General features: G+C 62.5%; 22 protein-coding genes and 2 tRNA genes. 15 read left to right on the top strand and 9 right to left on the bottom strand.

Annotated elements, in window-relative coordinates; genetic code table 11:
• The first annotated feature begins 58 nt into the window (after positions 1 to 58).
• The 6 genes from uvrC (at position 59) to ACPEE1_RS16830 (ending at position 6,290) form a co-directional block, all read left to right on the top strand.
• Positions 59 to 2,098, top strand: a complete 2,040-nt coding sequence (uvrC, locus tag ACPEE1_RS16855) for an excinuclease ABC subunit UvrC (RefSeq protein WP_260719086.1) — start codon at positions 59 to 61, stop codon at positions 2,096 to 2,098.
• 86 nt (positions 2,099 to 2,184) lie between these two features.
• Positions 2,185 to 2,751, top strand: a complete 567-nt coding sequence (gene pgsA / locus ACPEE1_RS16850) for a CDP-diacylglycerol--glycerol-3-phosphate 3-phosphatidyltransferase (RefSeq protein ID WP_116927291.1) — start codon at positions 2,185 to 2,187, stop codon at positions 2,749 to 2,751.
• Between the two features lie 306 nt (positions 2,752 to 3,057).
• Entirely contained in the window at positions 3,058 to 3,330 is a 273-nt protein-coding gene (locus ACPEE1_RS16845; protein ID WP_021026954.1) for an HU family DNA-binding protein, read from the top strand.
• A gap of 16 nt (positions 3,331 to 3,346) precedes the next feature.
• A tRNA-Val gene (locus tag ACPEE1_RS16840) sits at positions 3,347 to 3,422 on the top strand.
• Positions 3,423 to 4,240: 818 nt separating this feature from the next.
• Positions 4,241 to 6,154, top strand: coding sequence for a SurA N-terminal domain-containing protein (locus ACPEE1_RS16835; protein WP_423934005.1), 1,914 nt, complete (start codon positions 4,241 to 4,243; stop codon positions 6,152 to 6,154).
• 60 nt (positions 6,155 to 6,214) lie between these two features.
• Positions 6,215 to 6,290: transfer RNA gene (locus ACPEE1_RS16830), tRNA-His, on the top strand.
• 502 nt (positions 6,291 to 6,792) lie between these two features.
• On the opposite strand, the gene ACPEE1_RS16825 is transcribed toward ACPEE1_RS16830, so the two are convergent.
• Positions 6,793 to 7,227 (bottom strand): hypothetical protein, encoded by a 435-nt coding sequence (locus ACPEE1_RS16825; RefSeq protein ID WP_232539565.1) that lies wholly within the window; start codon positions 7,225 to 7,227, stop codon positions 6,793 to 6,795.
• A gap of 763 nt (positions 7,228 to 7,990) precedes the next feature.
• On the opposite strand from ACPEE1_RS16825, the gene ACPEE1_RS16820 reads away from it, so the two are divergent.
• Entirely contained in the window at positions 7,991 to 8,314 is a 324-nt protein-coding gene (locus ACPEE1_RS16820) for an FHA domain-containing protein (RefSeq protein ID WP_116927294.1), read from the top strand.
• Between the two features lie 156 nt (positions 8,315 to 8,470).
• Entirely contained in the window at positions 8,471 to 8,956 is a 486-nt protein-coding gene (locus tag ACPEE1_RS16815; protein WP_116927295.1) for an acyl-CoA thioesterase, read from the top strand.
• A 194-nt stretch (positions 8,957 to 9,150) separates the two neighbouring features.
• Here the strand turns inward: ACPEE1_RS16815 and ACPEE1_RS16810 are convergent, their stop codons facing one another.
• The 3 genes from ACPEE1_RS16810 to ybiB form a co-directional block, all read right to left on the bottom strand.
• Entirely contained in the window at positions 9,151 to 10,335 is a 1,185-nt protein-coding gene (locus ACPEE1_RS16810) for a glycerophosphodiester phosphodiesterase family protein (RefSeq protein ID WP_260719143.1), read from the bottom strand.
• 71 nt (positions 10,336 to 10,406) lie between these two features.
• Positions 10,407 to 11,303, bottom strand: a complete 897-nt coding sequence (cobA, locus tag ACPEE1_RS16805) for a uroporphyrinogen-III C-methyltransferase (RefSeq protein WP_116927297.1) — start codon at positions 11,301 to 11,303, stop codon at positions 10,407 to 10,409.
• On the bottom strand, positions 11,296 to 12,234 hold the full coding sequence (ybiB, locus tag ACPEE1_RS16800) for a DNA-binding protein YbiB (RefSeq protein WP_260719144.1): 939 nt from the start codon (positions 12,232 to 12,234) through the stop codon (positions 11,296 to 11,298). Before ybiB ends, cobA begins: the two co-directional genes overlap by 8 nt.
• Positions 12,235 to 12,449: 215 nt before the next feature.
• On the opposite strand from ybiB, the gene ACPEE1_RS16795 reads away from it, so the two are divergent.
• Both ACPEE1_RS16795 and tsaD read left to right on the top strand, forming a co-directional pair.
• Positions 12,450 to 13,187: a DUF937 domain-containing protein gene (locus tag ACPEE1_RS16795; RefSeq protein ID WP_116927299.1), complete on the top strand. Its 738-nt coding sequence runs from the start codon at positions 12,450 to 12,452 to the stop codon at positions 13,185 to 13,187.
• A gap of 92 nt (positions 13,188 to 13,279) precedes the next feature.
• A complete protein-coding gene (tsaD, locus tag ACPEE1_RS16790) occupies positions 13,280 to 14,350 on the top strand; it encodes a tRNA (adenosine(37)-N6)-threonylcarbamoyltransferase complex transferase subunit TsaD (RefSeq protein WP_116927300.1) in 1,071 nt (356 codons plus the stop codon).
• Positions 14,351 to 14,440: 90 nt separating this feature from the next.
• Here the strand turns inward: tsaD and ACPEE1_RS16785 are convergent, their stop codons facing one another.
• Positions 14,441 to 14,812 carry an Hsp20/alpha crystallin family protein gene (locus tag ACPEE1_RS16785; protein ID WP_116927301.1) on the bottom strand — a complete coding sequence of 124 codons (372 nt, stop codon included), beginning with the start codon at positions 14,810 to 14,812 and terminating at the stop codon, positions 14,441 to 14,443.
• On the opposite strand from ACPEE1_RS16785, the gene ACPEE1_RS16780 reads away from it, so the two are divergent.
• Positions 14,805 to 14,984: a hypothetical protein gene (locus ACPEE1_RS16780; protein WP_133248206.1), complete on the top strand. Its 180-nt coding sequence runs from the start codon at positions 14,805 to 14,807 to the stop codon at positions 14,982 to 14,984. The genes ACPEE1_RS16785 and ACPEE1_RS16780 overlap by 8 nt on opposite strands.
• Here the strand turns inward: ACPEE1_RS16780 and mltB are convergent.
• From mltB to ACPEE1_RS16760, 4 genes are all read right to left on the bottom strand, one after another.
• Positions 14,971 to 16,185 (bottom strand): lytic murein transglycosylase B, encoded by a 1,215-nt coding sequence (gene mltB / locus ACPEE1_RS16775; RefSeq protein ID WP_260719145.1) that lies wholly within the window; start codon positions 16,183 to 16,185, stop codon positions 14,971 to 14,973. The two genes, ACPEE1_RS16780 and mltB, sit on opposite strands and share 14 nt — an antisense overlap.
• Positions 16,186 to 16,191: 6 nt before the next feature.
• Positions 16,192 to 18,276, bottom strand: coding sequence for a DUF3488 and transglutaminase-like domain-containing protein (locus tag ACPEE1_RS16770; protein WP_260719146.1), 2,085 nt, complete (start codon positions 18,274 to 18,276; stop codon positions 16,192 to 16,194).
• 10 nt (positions 18,277 to 18,286) lie between these two features.
• The gene (locus tag ACPEE1_RS16765; RefSeq protein WP_260719147.1) at positions 18,287 to 19,234 is read right to left on the bottom strand and encodes a DUF58 domain-containing protein; all 948 of its coding nucleotides are present in this window, start codon (positions 19,232 to 19,234) and stop codon (positions 18,287 to 18,289) included.
• 67 nt (positions 19,235 to 19,301) lie between these two features.
• Positions 19,302 to 20,222, bottom strand: coding sequence for an AAA family ATPase (locus tag ACPEE1_RS16760; RefSeq protein WP_116927305.1), 921 nt, complete (start codon positions 20,220 to 20,222; stop codon positions 19,302 to 19,304).
• 43 nt (positions 20,223 to 20,265) lie between these two features.
• Here ACPEE1_RS16760 and ACPEE1_RS16755 point away from each other — a divergent pair, with 43 nt between their 5' ends.
• The 4 genes from ACPEE1_RS16755 to ACPEE1_RS16740 all read left to right on the top strand — a co-directional run bounded on the left by ACPEE1_RS16755 (position 20,266) and on the right by ACPEE1_RS16740 (position 24,389).
• On the top strand, positions 20,266 to 21,219 hold the full coding sequence (locus tag ACPEE1_RS16755; RefSeq protein WP_232539566.1) for a histone deacetylase family protein: 954 nt from the start codon (positions 20,266 to 20,268) through the stop codon (positions 21,217 to 21,219).
• A 23-nt stretch (positions 21,220 to 21,242) separates the two neighbouring features.
• Positions 21,243 to 22,022: an enoyl-CoA hydratase gene (locus tag ACPEE1_RS16750; protein WP_182345259.1), complete on the top strand. Its 780-nt coding sequence runs from the start codon at positions 21,243 to 21,245 to the stop codon at positions 22,020 to 22,022.
• Between the two features lie 140 nt (positions 22,023 to 22,162).
• Positions 22,163 to 23,437 carry a mechanosensitive ion channel family protein gene (locus ACPEE1_RS16745; protein WP_182345260.1) on the top strand — a complete coding sequence of 425 codons (1,275 nt, stop codon included), beginning with the start codon at positions 22,163 to 22,165 and terminating at the stop codon, positions 23,435 to 23,437.
• A gap of 202 nt (positions 23,438 to 23,639) precedes the next feature.
• Entirely contained in the window at positions 23,640 to 24,389 is a 750-nt protein-coding gene (locus ACPEE1_RS16740) for an electron transfer flavoprotein subunit beta/FixA family protein (RefSeq protein WP_116927872.1), read from the top strand.
• The last annotated feature ends 35 nt before the right edge of the window (positions 24,390 to 24,424 follow it).

Genomic DNA, 24,424 nt, shown 5'->3' with positions numbered 1-24,424 from the left:
TGCACGGGTGATGGGCTGTTTCGCTGCGGGCGGGGCGAACGCATAAGACAATAGCGCCATGCCCACCCACGTGCACTCTCCCGAACTTCTTGCCCAGGTCGCTGGTTTGCCAGCCATGCCTGGCGTCTACCGCTATTTCGATGCCAGCGATGCGCTGCTGTATGTGGGCAAGGCCATCAACCTCAAGCGCCGGGTCTCGAGCTATTTCCAGAAGGACCATGGCGGCACCCGCATCGGCCACATGGTGGGCAAGATCGTGCGCATGGAGACCACGGTGGTGCGCTCCGAAGCCGAAGCGCTGCTGCTGGAAAACAACCTCATCAAGACCCAGCACCCGAAATACAACATTCTTTTTCGGGATGACAAGAGCTATCCGTACCTGAAGATCACCGGCATGGCCATCCACGATGGCGACATGCGCACGCCCCCCAGCCAGTGCTACCCGCGCGTGGCCTATTACCGGGGCGCGACCGACAAGCGCCAGCGCTATTTCGGCCCTTACCCCAATGCCTGGGCGGTCAAGGAAACCATCTTGCTGCTGCAAAAGGTGTTTCGCCTGCGCACCTGCGAGGACAGCATTTTCAGCAACCGCACCCGGCCTTGTCTGCTCTACCAAATCAAGCGCTGCAGCGCCCCCTGCGTGGACCACATCAGCCCCGAGGACTACGCCGCCGATGTGGCCCATGCCGAAGCCATGCTGCGCGGCGAGACCGACACGCTGCTCAAGACGCTGGAGGCGCGCATGTTGGCACACTCAGACAAGCTGGAGTTTGAGCAGGCGGCCGACATCCGCAACCAGATCAAGGCGCTGGCCAGCATGCTGCACCAGCAGAGCATCGAGACCATCGACGACCGCGATGTGGACATGCTTGCCGTGCAGGTGCAGGGCGGCAAGGCCTGCGTCAACCTGGCCATGGTGCGCGGTGGCCGGCATCTGGGTGACCGCGCGTATTTCCCCGTGCATGTGGAAGACAGCGCCGCCATTGCCAGCATGGAAGAGGCCGAAGAAGCCGAAGTAGCCGCAGACCAGGCGGGCGCCCAGCCTGATGAGGCCCAGCCCGGTGGGGCCCAGCCCGGTGGTGCCCAGCCCGGCGTGGTGCGGCCCGCCAAAACGGTGGAGCAGCGCGTGCTGGAGGCCTTTGTGGCCCAGCACTATCTGCAGGTGGCGCCGCCCCCGGTGCTGGTGGTCAGCGTGGCGCTGGAGCCCGCGCTGCTGGAGGCCTTGTCGCAGCAGACCGGCACGCGCATTGCGGCGGTGTCGCAGCCGCGTGAGGAGCGCCGCGTCTGGCTGGAGATGGCGCAAAAGAATGCCCAGCTGCAACTGGCCCGCCTGCTGGCCGAAGAGGGCTCGCAGCAGGCGCGCACGCGCGCTTTGGTCGAGGCACTGGATTTGCCCCAGGACGATATCGACCAGCTGACCATCGAGTGCTTTGACATCTCGCACACCTCGGGTGAGAACACCCAGGCCTCTTGCGTGGTGTTCCACCACCACAAGATGCAAAGCAGCGAGTACCGGCGCTACAAGATCGACGGCATCACCGGCGGCGACGACTATGCCGCCATGCGCCAGGTGCTCACGCGCCGCTACAGCAAGGTGGCCGAGGCCCAGCGCGATGCCGGTGGCGCCGAGCTGGGCAAGGGCGCGGCCCGCTTGCCAGACATCGTGCTGATCGATGGCGGCAAGGGCCAGGTCGGTGTGGCACGCGAGGTCTTTACCGAGTTGGGTCTGGACCTCTCGCGCATCGTCGGTGTCGAAAAAGGCGAGGGCCGCAAGGTCGGGCTGGAAGAGCTGGTGTTCTGCGATGGGCGCGACAAGGTCTACCTGGGCCGCGACTCGGCCGCGTTGATGCTGGTGGCGCAGATCCGCGACGAGGCGCACCGCTTTGCCATCACTGGCATGCGCGCGGCGCGCGCCAAGGTGCGGGTAGGCGGCAGCCGGCTCGAAGACATCCCCGGCGTGGGCCCCAAGAAGCGCGCGCGCCTGCTGCAGCGCTTTGGTGGTGTGCGCGGGGTCGAGGAGGCGGGGGTCGATGACCTGATGACGGTCGATGGCATCTCGGCTGCCTTGGCAGAGGACATCTACAAGGCCTTGCATTGACGGGGTGGCACGGGCCGTGCAGCAACGGTCACACAGGCAATAGTGCGGTTCACTGAATTTGCACCGTTGCGTGCCACAATAGCCGCATGTTCTTTACGATCCCCACCATCATGACCTGGACGCGCATCGTCGCGATCCCGCTCATCATCGGCGTGTACTACTCGCCTCTTGATATGGCCACCAAAAACCTGTGGGCCACCGTCATGTTCGTGGTGTTCGCCTTCACCGATTGGCTCGATGGCTTTCTGGCGCGCAAGCTCAACCAGACCTCTTCCTTTGGCGCCTTCCTCGATCCCGTCGCCGACAAGTTCCTGGTCTGCGCCTCGCTGCTGATCCTGGTCTACCTGCAGCGCGCCGATGTCTTTGTCGCGCTGATCATCATTGGCCGCGAGATCGCCATCTCGGCGCTGCGCGAATGGATGGCCCGCATTGGCGCGAGCAAGAGCGTGGCCGTACACATGGTGGGCAAGCTCAAGACCACCGTGCAGATGGTGGCCATTCCCTTTTTGCTCTACGACGGCAAGGTGGCCGGCATCGATACCGGTGTCTGGGGAACCTGGCTGATCTGGGGCGCTGCCGTGCTCACGGTCTGGTCCATGATTTATTACCTGCAAAAGGCCTTGCCCGAGATCCGGGCTAGGGTTGATTCTTAGTCGAGCGCCACAGGTTTGGGCGTAGACTGCATCTCGCCTGTACAAGGAATTCAGGCTACAGGGCCCGTGATGCTTGGCTTTTGCAAGGCAAAGCGGGTGCTGGTCAGCGAAAAAAAGTGATTTTTTGCCTGAGCCCCCAGAAATTCCGTCTAGAATTCATCTCATTCCAGAGGCGCTGGGGTCGAGATGAAAATTTCGTGCCAGTGGTGTTGTTTTTGAATCTGTGACAGTTGTACGGCGTACAAACTGCTCATAATGGGATGAAACATACACTTCCTTAACTCTCTTGATTAATAGAGGCTGCTTGTGAATAAAACTGAACTCATTGAGCACATTGCTAACAATGCTGATATCTCCAAGGCTGCTGCCGCTCGTGCGCTGGAGTCCACCATTGATGCAGTGAAGAAGACCTTGAAAAAAGGTGGTACAGTCTCTCTGGTAGGTTTTGGTACCTTTGCCGTTGGTAAGCGCGCTGCTCGTACCGGCCGTAACCCACGTACCGGCGCTGCGATCAAGATCAAGGCAGCCAAGGTGCCTAAGTTCCGTCCAGGCAAGGCATTGAAAGATGCGCTGAACTAATTTCGGTTATCAGGTGGGGTGCTTAGCTCAGTTGGTAGAGCGGCGCCCTTACAAGGCGTAGGTCGGCGGTTCGACCCCGTCAGCACCCACCACATTAACCAAGAAAATAAACCCCTTAGAGTGATCTAAGGGGTTTTTTCTTTGTCCATTCGCTAACTGAAATGGACGCAAAGGGCGCCTCAGCCGACCCAAAAACGCCATTTGCCACCCGTGCGATTCCTTGAAACGGTGCAGGTCTGCATGCATGGCACCGATAAGGCTTGGCCGACTTGGGTTAAAGGGGCGGTGGAATAAGCCTGCCCACATGCATGGGGCAATCGCTGCCTTGTTGGCGATAATGCCATTGGCATCATTCGGGCAAAACGGATGCATTGGTGCGGTCCCTCCAGGCTTCTCCGAGCCGCGCGGAAGTTTCTAGGTCTCGCATCTCATATGGATGGATAGCAAGCCAAGGAATGTGGTTCTGGTGCGTTGCTGGTGTTGCCCTCAAACGCCTAGGATGGCTGGCCTGGCTGCGGTGTGGCTGATGAACCGGCATCCTGCGCCTGACGATGGCACGGCAGTGAGGGGGCGGCCGCATCGATGCCATTTCGGCCCTCTGAACCGTCAAAAATCCCGTATTCCCTAACGCGCCCCTGGCCCTCATAGGGATCAAAAACTCTTTCGCTGTACACTTGCTGTTTCGACGTTCGTGCGTTGCCAAGACGCATGTTGCACGCCCTATTTGACAGGGGGTGGGTTGTCTCCGTTGGTTGAGGCTGTATCTGATTGATTTGCAATGAGAAATCATCCATTGCAAGCCATGGGTAGGCGCTTCGGACCAGGCAGCAAGCCCGCGCCACCTAGTGAAAACCGAATAAAGGCGCGAATGAGGGTTCGCCTTTTTTTTTGTCCTCAGGAAAGTTAGACGATGTTTGAAACCATCCGCAAGTACTCCAAGGTGCTGATGTATCCGCTGTTCTTGCTGATCATTCTGTCTTTTGTTTTGGTGGGAGTGAACCAGAACTACTTCACCGAAAAGAGCCCGGTGGTCGCCAAAGTCAATGGCAAAGACATTACGCAGATGGACTGGGACAATGCACACCGTGTTGCCTCGGACCGCATGCGCCAGCAAGACCCCAACATGGACGCCAAGTGGATGGATGGCCCCGAGGCCCGCTATCTGACCTTGGAGCGCATGGTGCGTGACCAGGTGATCGATGCCGCGGTGCAAAAAATGCACCTGACGGTGGACAATGCCTCGCTGGTGCGCGCGCTGCAGGAGATTCCGCAGATCGCCGCGCTGAAAAAGCCCGATGGCTCGCTCGACGTGGATGCCTACCGCGCGCTGGTGGGTGCGCAAGGCATGACGCCCGAAGGCTTTGAAGCGGGCATGCGCCGCGATATCGCTGCGCGCCAGGTGCTGGGCGGTGTGTCCAACACGGCCTTTGCGACCGACGAGCAGACCAAGCTGGCGGTCGATGCGCTCTACCAGCAGCGTGAGATCCAGCTGGCCCAGTTCGCCGCCAAGGACTATGCGTCCCAGGTCAAGACCACGGATGCCGATGTGGAAGCGTTCTACAAGAGCAACCAGGAGCTGTTCCGTCAGAAGGAGCAGTCCACGATCGAGTACGTGGTGCTGAACGCCGAAGCCGTCAAGGGCATGATCAAGCCCAGCGAAGACGACCTGCGCACCTACTACAAGGAGAACCTGAGCCGCTTCATGGACAAGGAGCAGCGCCGCATCAGCCACATCCTGATTGATGCGCCCGCTTCGATGTCGGCAGCGGACCGTGACAAGGCCAAGCAACGCGCCGAGGAGCTGCTCGCCCAGGCCAAGGCCAATCCTGCGCAGTTTGCCGATCTGGCCAAGAAGAACTCGCAAGACACCGGCTCGCGTGACAGCGGCGGCGATCTGGGCTGGGTCAAGCCTGGCGATATGGTCAAGCCGTTTGAAGACGCCGCCTTTGCGCTGAAGTCGGGTGATATCAGCGACCTGGTGAGCACCGAGTACGGCTTCCACATCATCAAGATGGGTGAAGTGAAGACGCCTCGCACGCCCAGCTTTGAAGAGCTGCGCGCCAAGATCGAGACCGAAGTGCTGGCCCAGCAGGTGCAGCGCAAGTACGCCGAAGTGGCCGAGACCTTCTCCAACATGGTGTTCGAGCAGTCCGACAGCCTGCAGCCCGTGGCTGAAAAGCTGGGCCTGAAGATCCAGAAAGCCGAGCATGTCACCCGCACGGCTGCGCCAGGCGCGACCGGCGCCTTGGCCAACCCGACCTTCCTGGAAGCGCTGTTCTCCAGTGATGCGTTGCAGAACAAGCGCAACACCGAAGCCATTGAAGTGGCCCCCAGCACCCTGGCCTCGGGCCGTGTGGTGGAGCACTTCGATGCCCGCATCCTGCCGTTTGAAGAAGTCAAGGCCAAGGCCCATGACCTCTTTGTGGCCCAGAAGTCTGCCGAGCTCGCGCGCCAGGATGCACAAGCCAAGCTCGAAGCCTGGAAGGCCGATGCTGCGGGCGCCAAGCTGGCGTCCCCCATCGTCGTGTCGCGCCAGGATGCCAAGGGCCAGGTGCCAGCCGTCCTCAATGCCGCCATGCATGCCAAGATCGGCGACGCCGCATCCTGGGTCGGTGTGGACCTGGGCAACGATGGCTACACCGTTGTGCGCGTAAACAAGGTCGTACCGCGCGGCGAAGACTCTGCCGAGCTGCGCCTGCGCCAAAAGCAGGAGTTTGAGCGTTACCAGGCCAATGCCGAGACCCTGGCGTACTACGAAATGCTCAAGGAGCGTTTCAAGGTACAGATCAAGGTGCCACGCCCCGCGGAAACAAAAATTTCATAAAAACGGAGATTTCATGAGAGGGGCCAAATTTCTGGCTATAATCATGTCTTCCCCAACACGGTGGCTGTAGCTCAGTTGGTAGAGTCCAGGATTGTGATTCCTGTTGTCGTGGGTTCGAGCCCCATCAGCCACCCCAAATTGAAACCCTTGCAAGTGAATAACCTGCAAGGGTTTTTCAATTTCTGCTCGCGCCTTGCTTCCGCTGCTGGAAAGTTGCAGTTTTGGGCCATAAAGCGTTCGAGTTTGGCCTGTTCCAGGCTCCCGTGCTCACTTGGAATAGGACGATAGAAATGCATTCCACGGAATGCCCCTTCTGTTTGCTGCGTTCGGCCAGGTGCCAGCCGTGAGCTGCTCAGTAGGGCATCTCTGGCGGGGTGGGTCAGGACAAACGGATCTTCCCCGACGTTCAGGAAGGCCTGGAAGGCCAAGGCTGGGCGAAGCTGCTATGGCGGCGCGCGGGCTAAAAGGCCTGCAGGATAGGCGCCATGCGCAGCACCGATGCGGGCTGGGGTTTTCGACCAGCCACAAACACTTCAACCGGTAGACATGGAGCGCCAGCTGAACTGTGCGGGCCATGAACAGGGATGCCCCGACCAACAAAAAACCGCCCGGAGGCGGTTCACTTGGAGATTTGCACGTCAGAAGATCGTTTTGCCATCGACTGAGAGGGAGGTCATATTCTTTTTGGTGTGGCTGACCTTGCATACGGCTGGTACGCCAACCTCAAGCCCAAGTCCATTGCGTAAGCGCGTGAGCTTTGTTTGCGGCCCCCACACAAACACATATTCATCACCAGAGCCAACGTTGGACACCAATGGAACCTCGGCTTTCTCTGGATCCCTGGACACCTGCTTTATCGCGTGTTGGCACAAGAATATGGCTTCGTTTGCGTTGAACTCACGCGGGGTATTGCTCGTTTTGCCCCCACTCATGCAACTGATTGCGACAACGACAACGAATGTTCCGTAGAGGATGTACTTGAACGTCGACGGATTTTTGACCGTCTCTGCAGCCAAGGATGTGGCGGCTACTGATGGTGCTGCTACTGATGGCGCTGCTGGATTGCCTGCCACGGGCGCTCCGCAATGAGGACAGCTAGACGCCTGGTCGCTAATCTACTTGCCGCATTCGTTACAGTTAATCAATGCCATGTCATCCTGCCCCTTTTTCTGAATGGGTTGTGATCGCCACGAGATGCGCCGCGTTTAACCTGAAGATTTTACGGTGGCGGGGTGACGTTCCACTGCGTGTTCGACATATCAAAAAGGAAAAACGGCCTGAGGGAGGTGAAGGGCGATCAGCAGGCATATGCGTCATCAGCGGTCGAGTTAGGGGCATGCGGAGCTCCCTGGGATGGACAGCGCACTCCAAATGGATAGACGCACTGATGTCTATTCTCTGGCGCATTTTGCTGTGTGTGTTCGATGTTCAGCGCCCGGTGCGCTTGCCAAAGCTGCCATCGACAAATGACATGGCGGCGCCAAGCATGCGCAGCATCGCCTCATCTTCGTCGCTACCGGTTCTGGCGACTCACGCCTGAGTGCTGCCGCCACCTAGCCGGTCGCAGCGGCCGCATCCCAGCCATCAAGGCGCGTTTTATGTCAGCAGGTGTGTCGTGCTGGCTGCTCGTGCCATGCCTTCTTGGCTGCAAAAAGTACGTCTTGCCAGGCGATAGAGAAAATTGATAACTCCGGATATTCCCTAGCGCTTCGTGCTATCCATCTGGGTTGTAATTTATTATCAATCTATTCTTATAAATCGATTGATAATTTGTTCTAGCTGCATGCTGGGATTGCGGTGCCGACCGGTGATCCGGTCGGACGGAGGAGGTGGAATATGTTGCCCGAAGTCCTTGTTTTCATCACGCACAGGGTGGTGCTTCATTCGCTGATTCTGAAAAGCGGTTACACGACCTTTGGCCGAGGCGCTGGCAATGCCATCTGCCTGGACAACCCTGCGGTCAGCCGCGACCACGGCGCCTTCTACTACCGCGCGGGCGTGCTGTCGGTAGAGGACCACCACAGCATGAACGGCATCTTCGTCAATGGCATGCGCATGCGCCGCAAGGTGCTCTACTCTGGCGATTACGTCCTCATTGGCTGCTACAAGGTCTTTGTAAAGCATGGCTCTGAGCAACCGCGCAATGCCTATGCCGGATGAGTGCGGCGCGCTGGGCTGGCGTTGGCATGCGCGAGGTCCAGCCCGGTATGCAGCTTGCATCGCGATGGCAGACCGGGTGCGCCGCATTTCCGAGTGGGCTCAGGGGTTTGCAACCGCTGCATTCCGCTGTCTGCTGCGCTGCCTACAATCGTCCCCATGCGTTTACCTCACCACCAACTCACGATGACGGTGCTGATGTCTCCGGACATGGCAAATTTCTCAGGCAATGTGCACGGCGGCGCCATTTTGCGCGAGCTCGACAACGTGGCCTACTCCTGCGCAAGCCGCTATGCGGGGCGCTATGTGGTGACCTTGAGCGTGGACCAGGTGATGTTTTTGGAGCCCATCCATGTGGGCGAGCTGGTGTCGTTCTACGCTAGCGTCAACTACACCGGAACCTCGTCGATGGAGATCGGCATCAAGGTGGTGGCCGAGAACATCCGTGAGCGCAGCGTGCGCCATGTCAACAGCTGCTTTTTCACGATGGTGGCGGTGGACGACCAGCGCAAGCCGGTGCCCGTGCCGCCGTTGCAGCCGGAGACCGATGATGAGAAGCGCCGCTGGGACGCAGCGCTGACGCGCAAGGAACTGCGCAAGGAGCTGGCACGCCGTTTTGCGCAGACAACGCGCCAGACCGGCTGACGCCTGGCCCCTCGGCCCGTATCGCTGCGAGGCGTTGGGCCCGGTTTTGCTGGGCGATACGCAACGGTTCCATGGAAAAAGGCAAGGGTTGAACCTTGCCTTTTTCTCTTTCCTGGTGGGCAGCGCCACTGAGGGACTGCCTGCATCGGCTGGATCAGGTCCTGTCAGGTCTTGATCCGCGCCGGCTGCGCCGCTTAGCGTGCCTTGTTGGCGTCGCTGGGGCTGTCGCTGAACACGCCATCCACGCCCACTTCATAGAACAGCTTGTACTCGGCCGCCACCTTGCCCTTGAAGTCGCTGGCCAGCAGGGTGGCGTCGTTGCGGTAGGCCCAGGGGTGGACAAAGAGCTTGGCCGCGTGCGCCAGCGTGACCAGGTTGGTAGGCGGCATCATTTCGCGGTCGCGGTAGTCCCACTTTCCGTCGTTATTCAGGTCATCGGGCTGGCCATCGCCATTCTTGTCCAGGTAGCGGGCGGAGATGACGTAAGGCTTCCACGGCGAGATGCCGTTGGCATAGGTCTTGATCTGGGCCAGGCCGTCGGCAGTCACCATCTGGGCATAGGTGGTCGAGACGCCGGCCATCGTGAAGTCATAGGGCTGTGCATTGGGTGCTGACAGAAGGATGCTGCCGTCAGCTGCAAGCTCCGGATTGCCATTGATCATCTGCACCAGCCGAACCTGGGTTTTGGCGCGCAAGGTCTTGAGGTGGGCGACTTCCAACGAGCGCACGATCACCGGTGCCGTTTCCTGAGTGTAGCCCGCGGCGGTGAAGGCCGCCAGCAGCTTGTCTTCCATCGCCAGGCCCAGCTGGCTGTGGTAGGTGGGGTTCAAGGTCTGCAGATAGAGGCCGACCGTCTTGCGCTGGCGCTTGGCGTAGGCGATCACATCATTGAGAGACAGGATCCGGCCATTGTTGGCGCCGACCGGTGGCGTGGTGGATGCGGGCAGTTTGGCGCGCAGGCTTTGCAGCTCCACCAGGGTGAAGTCAGAGGCAAACCAGCCTTGGCGCGACTGCCCATCGATCAGGCGCAAGGTCTTGCGGTTGGCATAGACGCTGCGGCTGGAGACGTCGGTGATATCAGTGATGTCGGGCGAGGCCAGGGCGACCAATTCGCCGTCCTTGCTCATCACCAGGTCGACAGCGATGAAGTTGGCATCCTGGGCGACGGCGGCATCAAAGCTCTCGGTGGTATTGGCGGCCTTGCCGTCGATGCTGCTGAGGGAAAAGCTTTGCGGTGCATTGCCGTCGAGCGTGGGATAGGGCTTGGGATTGGGGTTGGTGCCACCACCGTCGCCCGGGCCCAATTCGGTCTTGCAGGCGGTCAGTGCGGTGATCGCCAGGGCCGCGGCGCACAGGCGCCAGGTACGTTGTCTTTGCATATGCTAGGTGCTCCTCGTCTTATGGTTGGGACGTGGAGAAACAATCTGTGCATATGTAAAGATCAATTACTTTACGCTATGGATGCCCTGTCTTCCACGCTCGAATGGCTATCGTATCCGCAAATCTCGGAGAAATCTCGGTGGCCTGCTGGACCGATGGTACGGCTTGCCTGGGCCGCCAGTGCCACGCACTGCACCACATCGCCCACGACGATGATGCTGGGACTGGCCAGCTTGTCGCGGGCCATCGTGGCGGGCAAATGTGCCAGGTCGGTGATTGCATGGCGCTGCTGGGGCAGGCTGGCATGCTGCACGATGGCCACCGGCGTATCGGCAGGCAAGCCGCTGCCCAGGCCCTGGCTGATCGCCTCGGCACTGGCCACACCCATGTAGATCACCAGGGTCAGGCGTGCATCGTGCGCCGTGCGCGCCAGTTGCGCCCAATCGGGGCCTTGTCCGCCTGGCTTGGCGTGGCCCGTGATGAACACCACGCCCTGCGCATGGTCGCGGTGGGTCAAGGGGGCGCCCAGGCTGGTCAGCGCGGCGAGCCCGGCGGTCACGCCATTGATGATGCGCGGCTCGATGCCGTGGGCGCGCAAAAACTCCACCTCTTCACCGCCCCGGCCAAAGATAAAGGGGTCGCCGCCTTTGAGCCGCACCACGTTCTCACCGGCTTGCACTTCCTGCAGCATCAGGCGCTGGATGAAGGCCTGGGGCGTGCTCTGGCAGCCGCCGCGCTTGCCCACATGGACGATGCGGGCACTAGCGGGCGCCCACTGCAGCACGGCATCATTGACCAGGTCGTCCACCAACAGCACGGTGGCGCGCTGCAAAGCCTTGGCGGCAGCGATGGTGAGCAAGTCCGGGTCGCCCGGGCCGGCACCGACCAGGGTGCACTGGCCCTGGCCTGGCAATGGCGCATCAGCCGGCGGGCGTGCAGTAAGAGAGGGCAGGCTGCTGTCAGTCATGGTGGGAGGCTTGGGGAGCTGGTTGTGTTTGTTGGGCGATGGCCAGCACATGTTCCACTTGCTGGGCCAAGGCGGCGGGCACCGGCAATTGGCCGGCCAGCACGGCCTCGGTGTAGCGCGCGGTGGTGTCCGCATCGCGCTCGCTGGGCAAGCCGGGCACCTGGCTGTCGGTGCCGCTGCTGCGTGCCTGCAGCAACTGGTGCTGGCCTGCGACAAAGCCGTCGTACTGGGGGCTGCGGCGCGGGTCGGCGCAGACTTCGCCCTCCAGCCCGCGCGAGAGCAGGGCATTCGTCTGCAGCTCGGCCAAGGTGGCTTGCAGCATCGGCAGGTATTCCGGGTGCGTGTAGCTGCCCAGCAAGACGGCCGGTCCTTGCACTGGCTGCAGCAGCTTGGCAATGCTATGCCCCGGGTTGCGCAGGCCGATGAGCTGGCGCACCGCCAGCAGCTTGGCCAGCGCGGGCAGCAAGGTGGCGGTGTGCACCAAGGCCACTTCCGATGCGGCAATGGTGCCAGTCTGCGCGCGGGGCACTAAACCCAGGCGCTCGAACACCGCAAAGGCCGAGATGCGGCTCGCTTCAGTCTGCATGCCATGCACCAGCACCGGCAGGCCTTCGCGCGCCAGGAGCAAGGCCAGCAGCGGGGTCAAGGTGGGCAGGCGGCGCGCGCCGTTGTAGCTGGGCAGCACCACGGTGGGCAAGGCGGCTGGGCTGTGAAAGCGGGCGATGCGCGCATGCACGGCATCCCAGAGGCCGCACATCTCTTCGGCCGTTTCCCCTTTGATGCGCATGGCAATGCAAAAGGCGCCGATTTCATAGTCGCTGACCCGGCCATCGAGTATCTGCGCCATCACATCGCTGGCCTCGACGCGGCTAAGGGCTTTGGCGCCGCGTGCGCCGCGCCCGATTTCCTTGATGTAGTGCTGTATGGCCATGGCAGTAAAAAATGCGTTCACCCATTATTTTAGGTTTTATATATACGGAAGTAATAAGAAAAATCAGCCCATCCGGCATCTCGGGTATGCCGAGCCTGCGCCAGCAGATGGTTCCGGTTAACGAAGATTTGCGCCCCTGTGTATTGCACGGCCATGCTGAACGTCTACTATCTGCATTCTGTGCCACGCCCTTTGGGCTTTTGAAAGGAAAGAACATGTCCGCATCTCCCTCTATGGTCGATGAGCTCCTCGCGCAACTGCAGGGCGCACCGATCCAGCAGATGGCCCAAAGCCTGGGCCAGAGCGAGGCCCAGACCGAGCAGGCCGTGCAGGCGGCCGTGCCGATGATGCTGGGCGCACTGGGCAACAACGCGCAAAGCGCGGGCGGCGCCAGTGCCTTGTTCGAAGCACTGCAGCGTGACCACGGCGCTGCAGGCGGTGCTGGCGCAGGCCCTGACCTGGGCGGGCTGCTGGGCTCGCTGTTGGGTGGTGGCGGTGGGGCGCAAGCCGGTGGCATGGGCGGTTTGGGTGGCATGCTGGGCAGTGTGCTCGGTGGCGCTTTGGGCGGCGGCGCTGCTGCGGGCTCGGGTGCCGGTTCCGCATCGCCTGCGGCTCTGGATGGCGCCAGCATTCTGGGCCATATCTTTGGCGGCCAGCAAGACCAGGCCTCGGCCAGTCTAGGCCAGGCCACAGGCTTGGGGGCCAATGCCGGCAACCTGCTCAAGATGCTGGCACCGCTGGTGATGTCGTTCCTGGCGCAGCGCGTCATGTCGGGTGGCCTCAACTCCTCGCAGCTGGGCAATGCGCTGGGCCAGGAAAAAGCCCAGGTGCAGCAGCAAGGCGGCCTGGGTGGCGGCTTGCTGGGCTCGCTGCTGGACCAGAATGGCGACGGCAAACTCGATGTCAGCGACCTGATGAAGATTGGTGGCTCGCTGCTGGGCGGCAAGCGCTGAGCCCATTGCCCAAGCGGCAAACCCTGGCGGCCCGCCAGGGTAGCCCCGCCCCCGGGCGCAAAAGCGGCCCAGAGCGCCTACACTTTGGGCCCATGACTGAGCTGATATTGGGGATCGAATCCTCCTGTGATGAAACCGGTGTGGCCCTGGTGCGCACCCGTGGCCCAGGTACGGTGCCTGAGTTGCTGAGCCATGCGCTCTACAGCCAGATCGAGATGCACCGCGCCTACGGCGGTGTCGTGCCTGAGCTGGCCAGCCGCGACCATATCCGCCGCGTGCTGCCGCTCACACAAAAAGTGCTCGATGACGCGGGCTGCACGCTCGCGCAGATCGATGCGATTGCCTTTACCCGTGGCCCGGGGCTCGCGGGCGCCTTGCTGGTGGGCTCAGGCGTGGCCTGCGCCATGGCTGCTGCGCTGGACAAGCCGGTGCTGGGCGTGCACCACCTCGAAGGCCATTTGCTCTCGCCGTTTTTGAGCGAAGACCCGCCCGAGTTCCCCTTTGTGGCCCTGCTGGTTTCTGGGGGGCACACGCAGCTGATGCGCGTGGACGGCGTTGGCCGCTACCAGATTCTGGGCGAGACCATCGATGACGCAGCGGGCGAGGCCTTTGACAAATCGGCCAAGCTGCTGGGCCTGCCATACCCCGGCGGGCCCGAGCTGTCCCGCCTGGCGCAGGGCGGCGACCCGGAGGCCTTCAAGCTGCCGCGTCCGCTGCTGCACAGCGGCGATTTGGATTTCTCCTTTGCTGGCCTGAAAACCGCCGTGCTGACCCAGGCCAAAAAGCTCGGCGATGGCCTGGAGGCACGCAAGGCGGACTTGGCCGCATCGACCCAGGCGGCCATTGTGGATGTGCTGGTGAAAAAGACCCTGAATGCGCTGAAGGAGACCGGCATGCAGCGCGTGGTGGTCGCCGGCGGCGTGGGGGCCAACCGGCTGCTGCGCGAGCAGCTCAACGACGCCTGCCGCAAGCGTGGCATCCGCGTGCACTACCCCGAGCTGCACCTGTGCACTGACAATGGCGCGATGATTGCGATGGCGGCTGCCATGCGCATCGAAGCGGGGCAACAGCAGGCCGAGAAGGTCTATGCCTTTGACGTCAAGCCGCGCTGGCCGCTTGATGCCATCGTGCAGCAGCCGCCGGCTCCCGCCACTGCGGCATAGACGGTCACTGGCGCTGGTCATGTACCGGTGACGCAATCAAAAGGGGCCTTTTCAGGCCCCTTTTGCTCGGTGGGTGTGCTTGCGCTGATCTTATGCAATCGCCAAGGTTTGGGTCGCTGGCTGGGTGGTGCTCAGCACCAGGGTCAGCACGCCGTTTTCCAGGCTGGCCTTGGACGCTGCGGCATCGATGCTGGCAGGCAGCTTCCAGGCGCGCTGGATGCTGCGTGGTGCGCCTTCGATGCTGGTCAGCCGCACGGTCTTGTCCTGCAGCTCAATGCGCAGCTGTTCGCGCGACAGGCCGGGCACATCGATGCCGATGCTGAACACGGAGCCGTCTTGCTGCACGGTGTCCTGGCTCGTGGTGCCCGTGGTAGTGGCTTGCAGAAAACGCTGCAAGGCGGCATCCATCGCGGATGGGGAGACAGCGTAGGCCGAGCGGTGCATCAGAGGGGTCATGATCATCTTCAATCCTTGTGAAACAGGGCAGCGGGTTTGCTGCTCGATGACTGATAGTTGGATGAAGAAGCCGCAATTTCAAGAGAAAATTGCTGGCTTTTATTTTTGCAATGCAGGCCTTGAAAGCCTGCAGATCACGTCCATATGGATTGCCCGGCCAGCGATCAAGGTGCGCTGAAATTGGCCGGGTCGGGCGTGCGCTGCTGGCGCGCCTTGCTGCGCAGATAGGCCTTGGCGGCAGCCTCGGCGGTGGGAGAATTGCTGGTCTCGCTGCCGGGCTCGCTGTCCGTCGCTGCGGGCGCACCGCTGCGCGCACGCGCAATCGCCTGACCCAGCTCAACCACCGACATCGCGTAAAAGCTGGACAGGTTGTAGCGCGTGATGGTGTAGAAGTTGGGCGTGCCCACCACGTACTGGGTCGCAGCGCTCGCGTTGGGCAGCTCGATCAGCGCCAGCGGGCCTGTGTGCTGGTCGCCTGGCGCCTGGATGCGCAGGCCCAGCGCGGCCATCTCGGCGGCGCTGAAGCTGGGTTTGATATCCGGCGCGAGCAAGGTCTCCAGCTGTGCCGGTGTGCTGTTCACCTGCACATCGTAGTAAGCCGGCATGCCGCGTTGCCAGCCATGGGCGACAAAGTAGTTGGCCACCGAGCCGATCGCATCGGCCGTGCTGCCAAACAGGTTGATCTTGCCGTCACCATCAAAATCGACCGCGTAGTTGGACCAGCTGGTTGGCATGAACTGGGGCATGCCCATGGCGCCGGCATAGCTGCCCACCGTATCGAAGGGGTTGCTGTCAGTGAGGTAGGCCGTGGCAAGAAACTGCTCCAGTTCGCCCCGGAAATACTTGGCCCGGTCGGCCGCGCGCGGGTGGCTGGCGGGATAGTCAAAGGCCAAGGTGGCCAGCGCATCGACCACGGTAAAGTTGCCCATCTGCTGGCCATAGATGGTCTCGACCCCGATGATGCCGACGATGTACTCAGCCGGCACCCCATAGGTCTGCTCGGCACGGGCCAGCGTGGCGGCGTTCTCGTTCCAGAAGCGCAGGCCGGCGCGTATGCGGATCGGCTCGACAAAGCGGCTGCGGTAGCCGCGCCAGTTCTTGACGCCAGCGGGCCCCGTGCGCGGCGTCATCAGGCGCTGCACGGTGGCGTTGAAGCGGGCTTGCTTGATGCTGGCGCGCAGCCAGGCCTCATCGATATGGCGGCGCTCGGCGACTTCGCGGACAAAGGCTTCGGCCTCGGGCCGGTTGGCATAGCTGGATGCGGTGGGGGCGGAGTCAGCGCTGCGGGCCTTGTTGGTCGTGTTCTTTTGTGCGTAGGCGCCCGTTGCGCACAGGCCGGCGCAAAGCAGGGCCACAGTGGTCTGAAGAATTCGGTGCATGGGGTTTTATACCTTGTTTGCCAGGGCCCGCAGGCGGGACCAGGGCAGAAGTCGTAATTGTTTGCGAAGCGCTGCCAGCTCGGCCTTGGGCGCTGACTCGCCGGTGGCATGCGCGTAGCGCTGGCGCTCCATGGCCTTGAGCCATTGGCCAAAGGCGGGTGCCACCTCGGGTGCCTGGGCGTGCAGCATGCGGGCCAGCGCGCGTGGCGTGGCCGCATGGCCCTGCGCAGCCTCGGGCAGGCCGGCCTGGCGCAGCCGTTTGCGCGCCAGGCCCAGCAGGGCCAGCCAGGGGTCTGTGCGCCTGCGCTGGTACTGCAGGGCCAGCACCACGATGATGGCCGCCGCCAGCACCAGGCCACCCAGAATGCGCACCAGATCCATCCAGTTGGGGCTGGACAGGCCCAGCTTGCTGAGCATGTCCATTTGCTCGCGCTGGGTGTAGCTCAGCACCCACTGGTTCCAGCTGTTGTTGACCGCCTCCCAGACTGCGCGCATGCGCTGCAGCCCGTTGATGGTGGCGGCATTGCTGACACTGAACCCCATGAAGTTGGGGGTGTTGAGGCGCTGTGCAGCCCCGACACGGCCAGGGCTCACTGCGCCGGTTGGATCAAAGCGCACCCAGCCTTGTTCTTCGCCCAGCCACACTTCAGCCCAGGCATGGGCATCGGCCTGGCGCACGGTCCAGTAGCCGTCGACGCTGTTGGCTTCGCCCCCTTGGTAGCCGGTCACAATGCGCGCGGGCACGCCGGCGCTGCGCAGTGCAATCACAAAGGCGGCGGAAATATGCTCGCAAAAGCCTTCTTTGCGGTCGAACCAGAACTGGTCGGCCGCCTGGCCTGTGTAGACGCCCGGGTCCAGCGTATAGGTGTAGCCGCCGCTGCGCAGCTGCCCCAGCAGGCGCTGCACCAGTTGGGCGCTGCGGTCGGGGCGCTCGCCCACCTCGGCGCTCAGCTGCGCCACCCAGGCCTGGGTGCGCGGGTTGCTGCTCGCTGGCAGCCGGCGGTTGAAGGCCAGCTCGCGCTTGCCCGCCTGCATGCCAAACTGGTAGCGCGTGTGGCTCTCCACAGCGATGCGGGTCACCTCGGTGATGGGCCGGTTGCTGAGCCACTGCAGATCGCCGGTGCTGTAGGCGCGGCCGCGTGGCAGCACGGGCGCCTCTCGGGTCAGGTCCAAGGTCAGCAGCCAGGGCTTTTGGTGCGGCTCCAGGGTCAGCTCGTAGCGCAGTGCCTCGCCTTCGGTGCGGATGTCGGCAAACATCCGGTCGTCGGGATTGCGAAAGCTGGGCGTCGCGCGCCAGGTCGTGCCATCGAAATCGGACAGCACCGGCCCGCGCCAGTACAGCTGGTTGGCGGGGGGCGGCCGGTTTTGCGGTGTGTCGAACTTGACGCGAAACGCAATGCCCTCGTCCTGGGCCAGCGATGCCACCGAGCCCACGGTCATCTCATCAGACAGGCCGGTCTTGGCCGTCGGATTCTGGGGCACCCCCCAGAGCGGCGCCATGCGCGGGAAGAGCACAAACAGCGCCAGCGTGAGTGGCGCGCCAATGGCCACCATCTTGAGCGACAGGCCCGCTGCAAACTTGAGCGATGGTTGCCCCACGGGCATATGCGCATGGACTAGCGCGGTGAGCAAGCCCACCAGGCCCATGGCAATGGCCAAGGCTGTCAGCAGCGATTGCGAATGCAGGAAATTGGCAATCAGCGCAAAAAAGCCCAGGAAGAAAATGACCATCGCATCGCGCTTGGCACGCAGCTCCATGGTCTTGAGTGTCAGCAGCATGCTGACCAGCGTGACGCCGGCATCGGCGCCCAAGATGGTGCGGTAGCTGAACAAGGTCAGACCAACGACCAGCACCAGTAAGGCCAGCAGCTGCCAGCGGCCGGGCAGCGGTTTTTGCAAAAGCGCAATGCGGCCGCGCCAGGCGAGCAAGGCATAGGCGAGCGCCGAGGCCCACAGCGGCAAGGTGGCCGTCAGCGGCAGCAGTATCCAGCCCACAACGGCCAGCAAAAAGAGGGTGTCGCGCGCCTCGCGTGGCAGGCTGGACCAGCGGCTCGCGCCTGAGGTGTGGGCAGGGTTGAAAACAGAGGGCATCGTGCTGCTCCTAGGCCAGCGCCAGTGCGCGCAGGCAGGCCTGGCGGTGGGCGGGACCGCTGTCAGCGGCTTGCTCGGCATTGGCCGCTCCCAACCGCAGTCCGTAGCGCAGGCCTTGCTGGTCGGCCATCAGCACCCAGGCGGTCAGGCGCGAGAGCTGGGCCTCTCGCTCTGCCAGGCCGCAGTGGCTGGCATCGAGCCACAGGTCCTGCTGCGCCTGGTGCTGGTTGTCGCGCACGACGAAATGGCCACTGCCCGTGGCCAGCGAGGTCGCCGCTTTCTTCCAGACCACCAGCTTGAGCGGGTCGCCGCGCCGGTAGCTGCGCACGCCATCGAACTCCCCACTGCTGGCCCGCAGGCTGGTGCTGCTGCCGCTGCCGGCATCGGCCAGGCCCAAAGGCAAGGGGGGCGGGTGGGATTCGGGGCTGGGGTAGACCAGCGCTTTTTCAGTGGTTCTAAAGACGGTCCACATGCGAAAGACGCCGAGTGGAAAGCGGGTCTCGACCAGCACCGCAGGCAGGCTTTGGTAGCCACGCTGCTGGGCCTGCGTGCTCAGTTGCATGGGGGTGGTGGCTTGGGGCGGGGCGTCCACCAGGCTCAGTTCATGGCCTTGGTAGTGGCGTGTGCCCAGTGCATAGCGGGCGCGCCGGCTGGGGTTGTCCAGGCGCAGATCCAGGCGCAGCGGCTGACCGGCAAATTGCGCCTCGGGGGCATGCAGCTCCAGCTGCAGACCCAGCAGATTGCGGTAGCCGATACCCACCGACACCAGCGCCGCGCCGGTGAGCATGAAGGTCAGCAAAAAGCCCAGGTTGAGCTGAAAGTTGATGCTGGTCACCAGCAGCACCAGCAAGGTGAGCGCCAGCATCCAACCGGCACGCGTGGGCAGCAGGTAGAGGTTGCGGCGGCTGATGGCATGGCGGCTGGCGCTGGGCAACTGGGCCAGCCACCACTGGCGCATGCGCTGGCCAAGCCGCTGAACAGGGCGGTTGCGGGGCTGCCCTGAAGCCGCTGGGGGCGCACTCACGCTACTGCAGCGCCACGCTGTCCATCATCGCGCGCACCTGCTCGACCGCGCTGCGCCCCGAGGTGCTGACCGGCACCAGCCGGTGTGCGGTGGTCTGCGGCAGGATCGCCTGCACATCATCGGGCGCCACATAGTCGCGGCCCTGGATCAAGGCCTGCGCCTTGGCGGCCCGGATGAGGCCAATGCCCGCGCGCGGGGACAGGCCTTGCACAAACCACTGGCCCGAGCGCGTGGCAGCGATCAGCGCCTGCACATAGTGGATCAGTGCATCGCTGGCGCGCACGCTGGTCACCTCCTGCTGCAGGAACTTCAGCTCGACGGCCGAAGTGAGCGCAGGCAACTGGTTGGCGATGTCGCGGTGGCCCTGGCCGGCCAGCAGCTGGAACTCTGCCGCCTGGTCGGGGTAGCCCAGCGAGATACGCATCAAAAAGCGGTCGAGCTGGCTCTCGGGCAGCGCATAGGTGCCCAGCTGGTCGAGCGGGTTCTGCGTGGCGATGACAAAGAAAGGCTGGGGCAGTGGGCGCGTGGCGCCTTCGACCGTGACCTGCTTTTCTTCCATCGCCTCCAGAAGCGCGCTTTGCGTCTTGGGGCTGGCGCGGTTGATCTCGTCGGCCAGCAAAACCTGGGTGAATACGGGGCCGGGATGAAACACAAAGGCCTGCTGCTCGCGCTCATAGACCGATACGCCGATCAAGTCGCTGGGCATCAGGTCTGCAGTGAATTGCACCCGCGCAAACTGCAGCCCCAAGGTGCGGGCCAGCGCATGCGACAGCGTGGTCTTGCCCACGCCCGGTACGTCTTCAATCAGCAGATGTCCTCCCGCCAGCAAACAAGTCAGACAATCCTGAACCTGCGCCGGTTTCCCCACAATCACCGTGTTAAGCTGAGTCAATAATTTTTGTATGGTGTGCTGTGTCTGCATACCAGCACAATAAACGACAAAGGCAGTTAAGGAGACGAAAACTGTGTCCAAGACAGGTTATTTCAGCCACCGTGACTGTTGGCTGCACGACATGGGGCCTGCCCACCCGGAATGCGCTGCACGCCTGGATGCGATTGAAGACCGCTTGCTGATCACTGGGGTGGGGGATGCGTTGGAGCGGCGCGACGCCCCCAAGGCCAGCATGTCCGATCTGGAACTGGGCCATGAGCGCCTGCATATCGCATCGATACGCGGCCTGTCCGAGATGGCGGCCGATAACCAGGCCATTGGCGGCCCCGCAACCTTGATGCTGGACACCGACACTGCCGTCAACGGTGCCACCTGGAATGCCGCATTGCGCGCCTGTGGCGCGGCTCTGGCTGCGACCGATGCCGTCATCAGCGGCGAGATGGAAAACGCCTTTTGCGCCGTGCGCCCGCCGGGCCACCATGCCACGCGCAAGCAGGCCATGGGCTTTTGTTTTTTCAACAATGTCGCGGTGGCTGCCAAGTATGCGCTGATGCGCCACCAGCTCAAGCGCGTGGCGATTGTCGACTTTGATGTGCACCACGGCAATGGCACCGAAGACATCTGCGCAGGCGACCCGCACATTCTGATGGTGGGCATATTCCAGCACCCCTTCTACCCGCATTCGGGCGACAAGGACCCGGCGGCCAATATGCTCAATGTGCCGGTGCCGGCATACACCAAGGGCATGGACATCCGCGAGATTGTCGAGACCTACTGGATCCCGCGCCTCGAAGAGTTCAAGCCCGAGATGGTCTTCATCAGCGCCGGCTTTGATGCCCACCGCGAAGACGACATGGGCCAGCTGGGCATGGTCGAGGCCGACTACGCCTGGATCACCCACCGCATCAAGGACATTGCACGGCGCTTTAGCAAAGGCCGCATCGTCTCCTGTCTGGAAGGCGGCTATGTGATGACGCCGCTGGCAGCCAGTGTGGAAGCCCACATCCGCGTGCTCGCCGATCTGTAAACACCTTTTGAGGACCCGGACCCATGACGGACAGCAACTTGCTTGTGCACAGCCGCGATGCGCGCGGTGTGGTGACCTTGTGCATGAATGATGCGGCGCGCTTCAATGCGCTGGGCGATGAGATGCTGGCGGCCTTGCGCGCCGCGCTGGCGGCCATTGCGCAGGATCCATCGGTGCGGCTGGTGGTGCTGGCCGCGCAGGGCCGGGCCTTTTGCGCGGGCCACAACCTCAAGGACATGGCTGCCCACCCGGACCGCGCCTGGTACCAGGACCTGTTCAACCGCTGCAGCCAGGTGATGATGGCGATCCAGAAGCTGCCGGTGCCCGTGATCGCACGTGTGCAGGGCATGGCGACTGCAGCCGGCTGCCAGTTGGTGGCGCAGTGTGACCTGGCCGTTGCCAGCAGCGAGGCGAGCTTTGCCACCAGCGGCATCCAGTACGGCCTGTTCTGCGCCACGCCCAGCGTGCCCCTGGTGCGCAACATGCCCATCAAGCAGGCGATGGAGATGCTGCTGACGGGCGAATTCATCAGTGCCGAGCAGGCGCTGGCCCAGGGCCTGGTCAACCGGGTGGCCGCGCCCGAGCAGCTCGATGCCGAGCTGGAAAAGCTGGTCGCGGCCATTGTCAGCAAACCCGCTGCGGCCGTGCGCATGGGCAAGGCCCTCGTCTACCAGCAGCGCGAGCTGGGCATCGAAGCGGCCTACCAGGTGGCGAGCCAGTGCATGGCCTCCAACATGATGGACAGCAACGCGCAGGAAGGCGCGCAGGCCTTTGCGCAAAAGCGCAAGCCGGTCTGGTCCTGAATCCCGCGCGCATCCGGCAGGGCCAAGTCCGTCTAGGATGTCGGCCGGTCCTACAAACGCCAGCGCGCCATCGGTGATAGGGTACGAAACCAGCATATGCTCGCGCCTATGCTTTTTTTTTGACTCTATGAGACCGGCGCATGGATATCTTTGATCGTTTACTACAGGACTTTGAACAGGCCAGCACCTGGCAGGAGCTGGCTGTTCTCGTGATTTGCCTGGGCCTGGCCTGGTTGCTCACGCGCAGCTTTTACCGCCACCGCGACGATGGCAAGCCTTCAGTCTGGTTTGGCAAGACGGCCTGGGGCGGGGCGCTGTTTCCGCTGATGGCATTGCTGATGACGGCCGCTGCCCGCATGGTGGTGGAGCATTACCAGCCGGTGTTTTTGCTGCGGCTGGCGGTGCAGATTTTGCTGTCGCTGGCGGTGATTCGCCTGGTGGCCCGGGTGCTGGCCAAGACCTTTCCCAACTCCACCTTGGTGCGCCTGATCGAGCGCATTTTCTCGTGGCTGGCCTGGGGTGTGGCGGTGCTGGGCATCCTGGGTGTGCTGCCGCAGGTGATGGCCCAGCTCGATGCCGTGCAGTTCGCCTTTGGCAAGACGTCGATATCGGTGCTGGAGCTGTTCCAGGGGGCGATATCGGTGGGCATGGTGATGTTGGTGGTGCTGTGGATTTCGACCACCTTCGAGCAGCGCGTGATCGATGACATGGTCAAGGACCTGTCGATGCGCAAGATGGCCGTCAACCTCACGCGCATGCTGCTGATCACGGTCGGCCTGCTGGTGGCGCTGTCACTGGTCGGGGTCGATCTGACGGCGCTGTCGGTGCTGGGCGGTGCCTTCGGGGTCGGCCTGGGCTTTGGCATGCAGAAGATCGCCTCCAACTATGTCAGCGGCTTTTTGGTGCTGATCGAGCGCGCCTTGCGCATTGGCGACAACGTGCGCGTTGACGGTTTTGAAGGCCGCATCACTGACATCCGCACGCGCTACACGGTGATTCGCGCATCCAACGGGCGCGAATCGATTGTCCCCAATGAGACCTTGATCACCCAGCGGGTGGAAAACCTCACCGATGCCGACCAGAAGTTCAATCTGACCACCCAGATTGTCGTGGGCGCAGACAGCGATGTCGCGCAGGTGCGCGAGGTCTTGAAGAGCGCAGCACTGGCGCAGGCCCGGGTGCTGGAAAAGCCCGAGCCCTCGGTGTTTCTGGTGAATTTCGCGCCCGACGGGCTGGAGTTCAGCCTGAGCTTTTACATCAACGATCCGATGAACGGCCAGGCCAATGTGAAGTCGGCGGTCAATATCGCCGTGCTCGAGGGCCTGCGCGCTGCCAGCATCGAGATTCCGTTCCCGCAACGTGTTTTGCATATCCAGAACAATAGCGGCGGTGCAATACCTGCCAGCCAGGGCTGATGAACCGCCAACTTGTGCGGAAAATGGAGGCTGCTGCGCAGCGATGCGCCGATAATTGGTCGTTATGGCTCGTCTGGTCATAAAAAAGCACGACCGTGCTGTTTTTGTGCGATGATGGCCTGATCCATGCCCATGGCTGAGTGGCCGCGCCAACGCGCCGCCACTGGCGCAAACCTATTGAACAACTCAGGAGTCGAGGTTTATGAAAGTACTGGTACCCGTCAAACGCGTGGTGGACTACAACGTCAAGGTGCGCGTCAAGAGCGATGGCTCGGGAGTGGACATTGCGAACGTGAAGATGTCGATGAACCCCTTTGATGAAATCGCGGTGGAAGAGGCCGTGCGTTTGAAGGAAAAGGGCGTGGTCACCGAGATCATCGCAGTGAGCTGCGGCGTGACCCAGTGCCAGGAGACGCTGCGCACGGCGATGGCCATTGGTGCAGACCGCGCCATCCTGGTCGAAACGGCCGAAGAGCTGCAGCCGCTGGCGGTTGCCAAGCTCCTGAAGGCGCTGGTGGACAAGGAGCAGCCGGGCCTCGTGATCTGCGGCAAGCAAGCGATTGACGACGACGCCAACCAGACCGGCCAGATGCTGGCAGCGCTCGCTGATCTGCCCCAGGCCACGTTCGCCTCCAAGGTCGAGGTCGCTGGCGACAAGGTGAGCGTCACGCGCGAAGTGGACGGCGGTCTGGAGACCCTGTCTCTGTCCATGCCCGCTGTCATCACCACCGACCTGCGTCTGAACGAGCCGCGCTACGTCACCTTGCCCAACATCATGAAGGCCAAGAAAAAGCAGCTCGACACCGTCAAGCCCGAAGACCTGGGTGTGGACGTGAGCCCGCGCCTGAAGACCTTGAAGGTGCAGGAACCTGCCAAGCGCGGCGCCGGCGTGAAGGTGCCCGATGTGGCGACCTTGATCGACAAGCTCAAGAACGAAGCCAAAGTCATCTGACCTTGACCCGACACCTGACACATTGAATGGAAAGA

The organism is Comamonas sp. 23, assembly GCF_049601575.1.
GTDB classification, from domain to species: domain Bacteria; phylum Pseudomonadota; class Gammaproteobacteria; order Burkholderiales; family Burkholderiaceae_C; genus Comamonas; species Comamonas squillarum.
The sequence above is the reverse complement of the archived record's forward strand: the minus strand, read 5'-3'. Positions and strand labels throughout refer to the sequence as shown.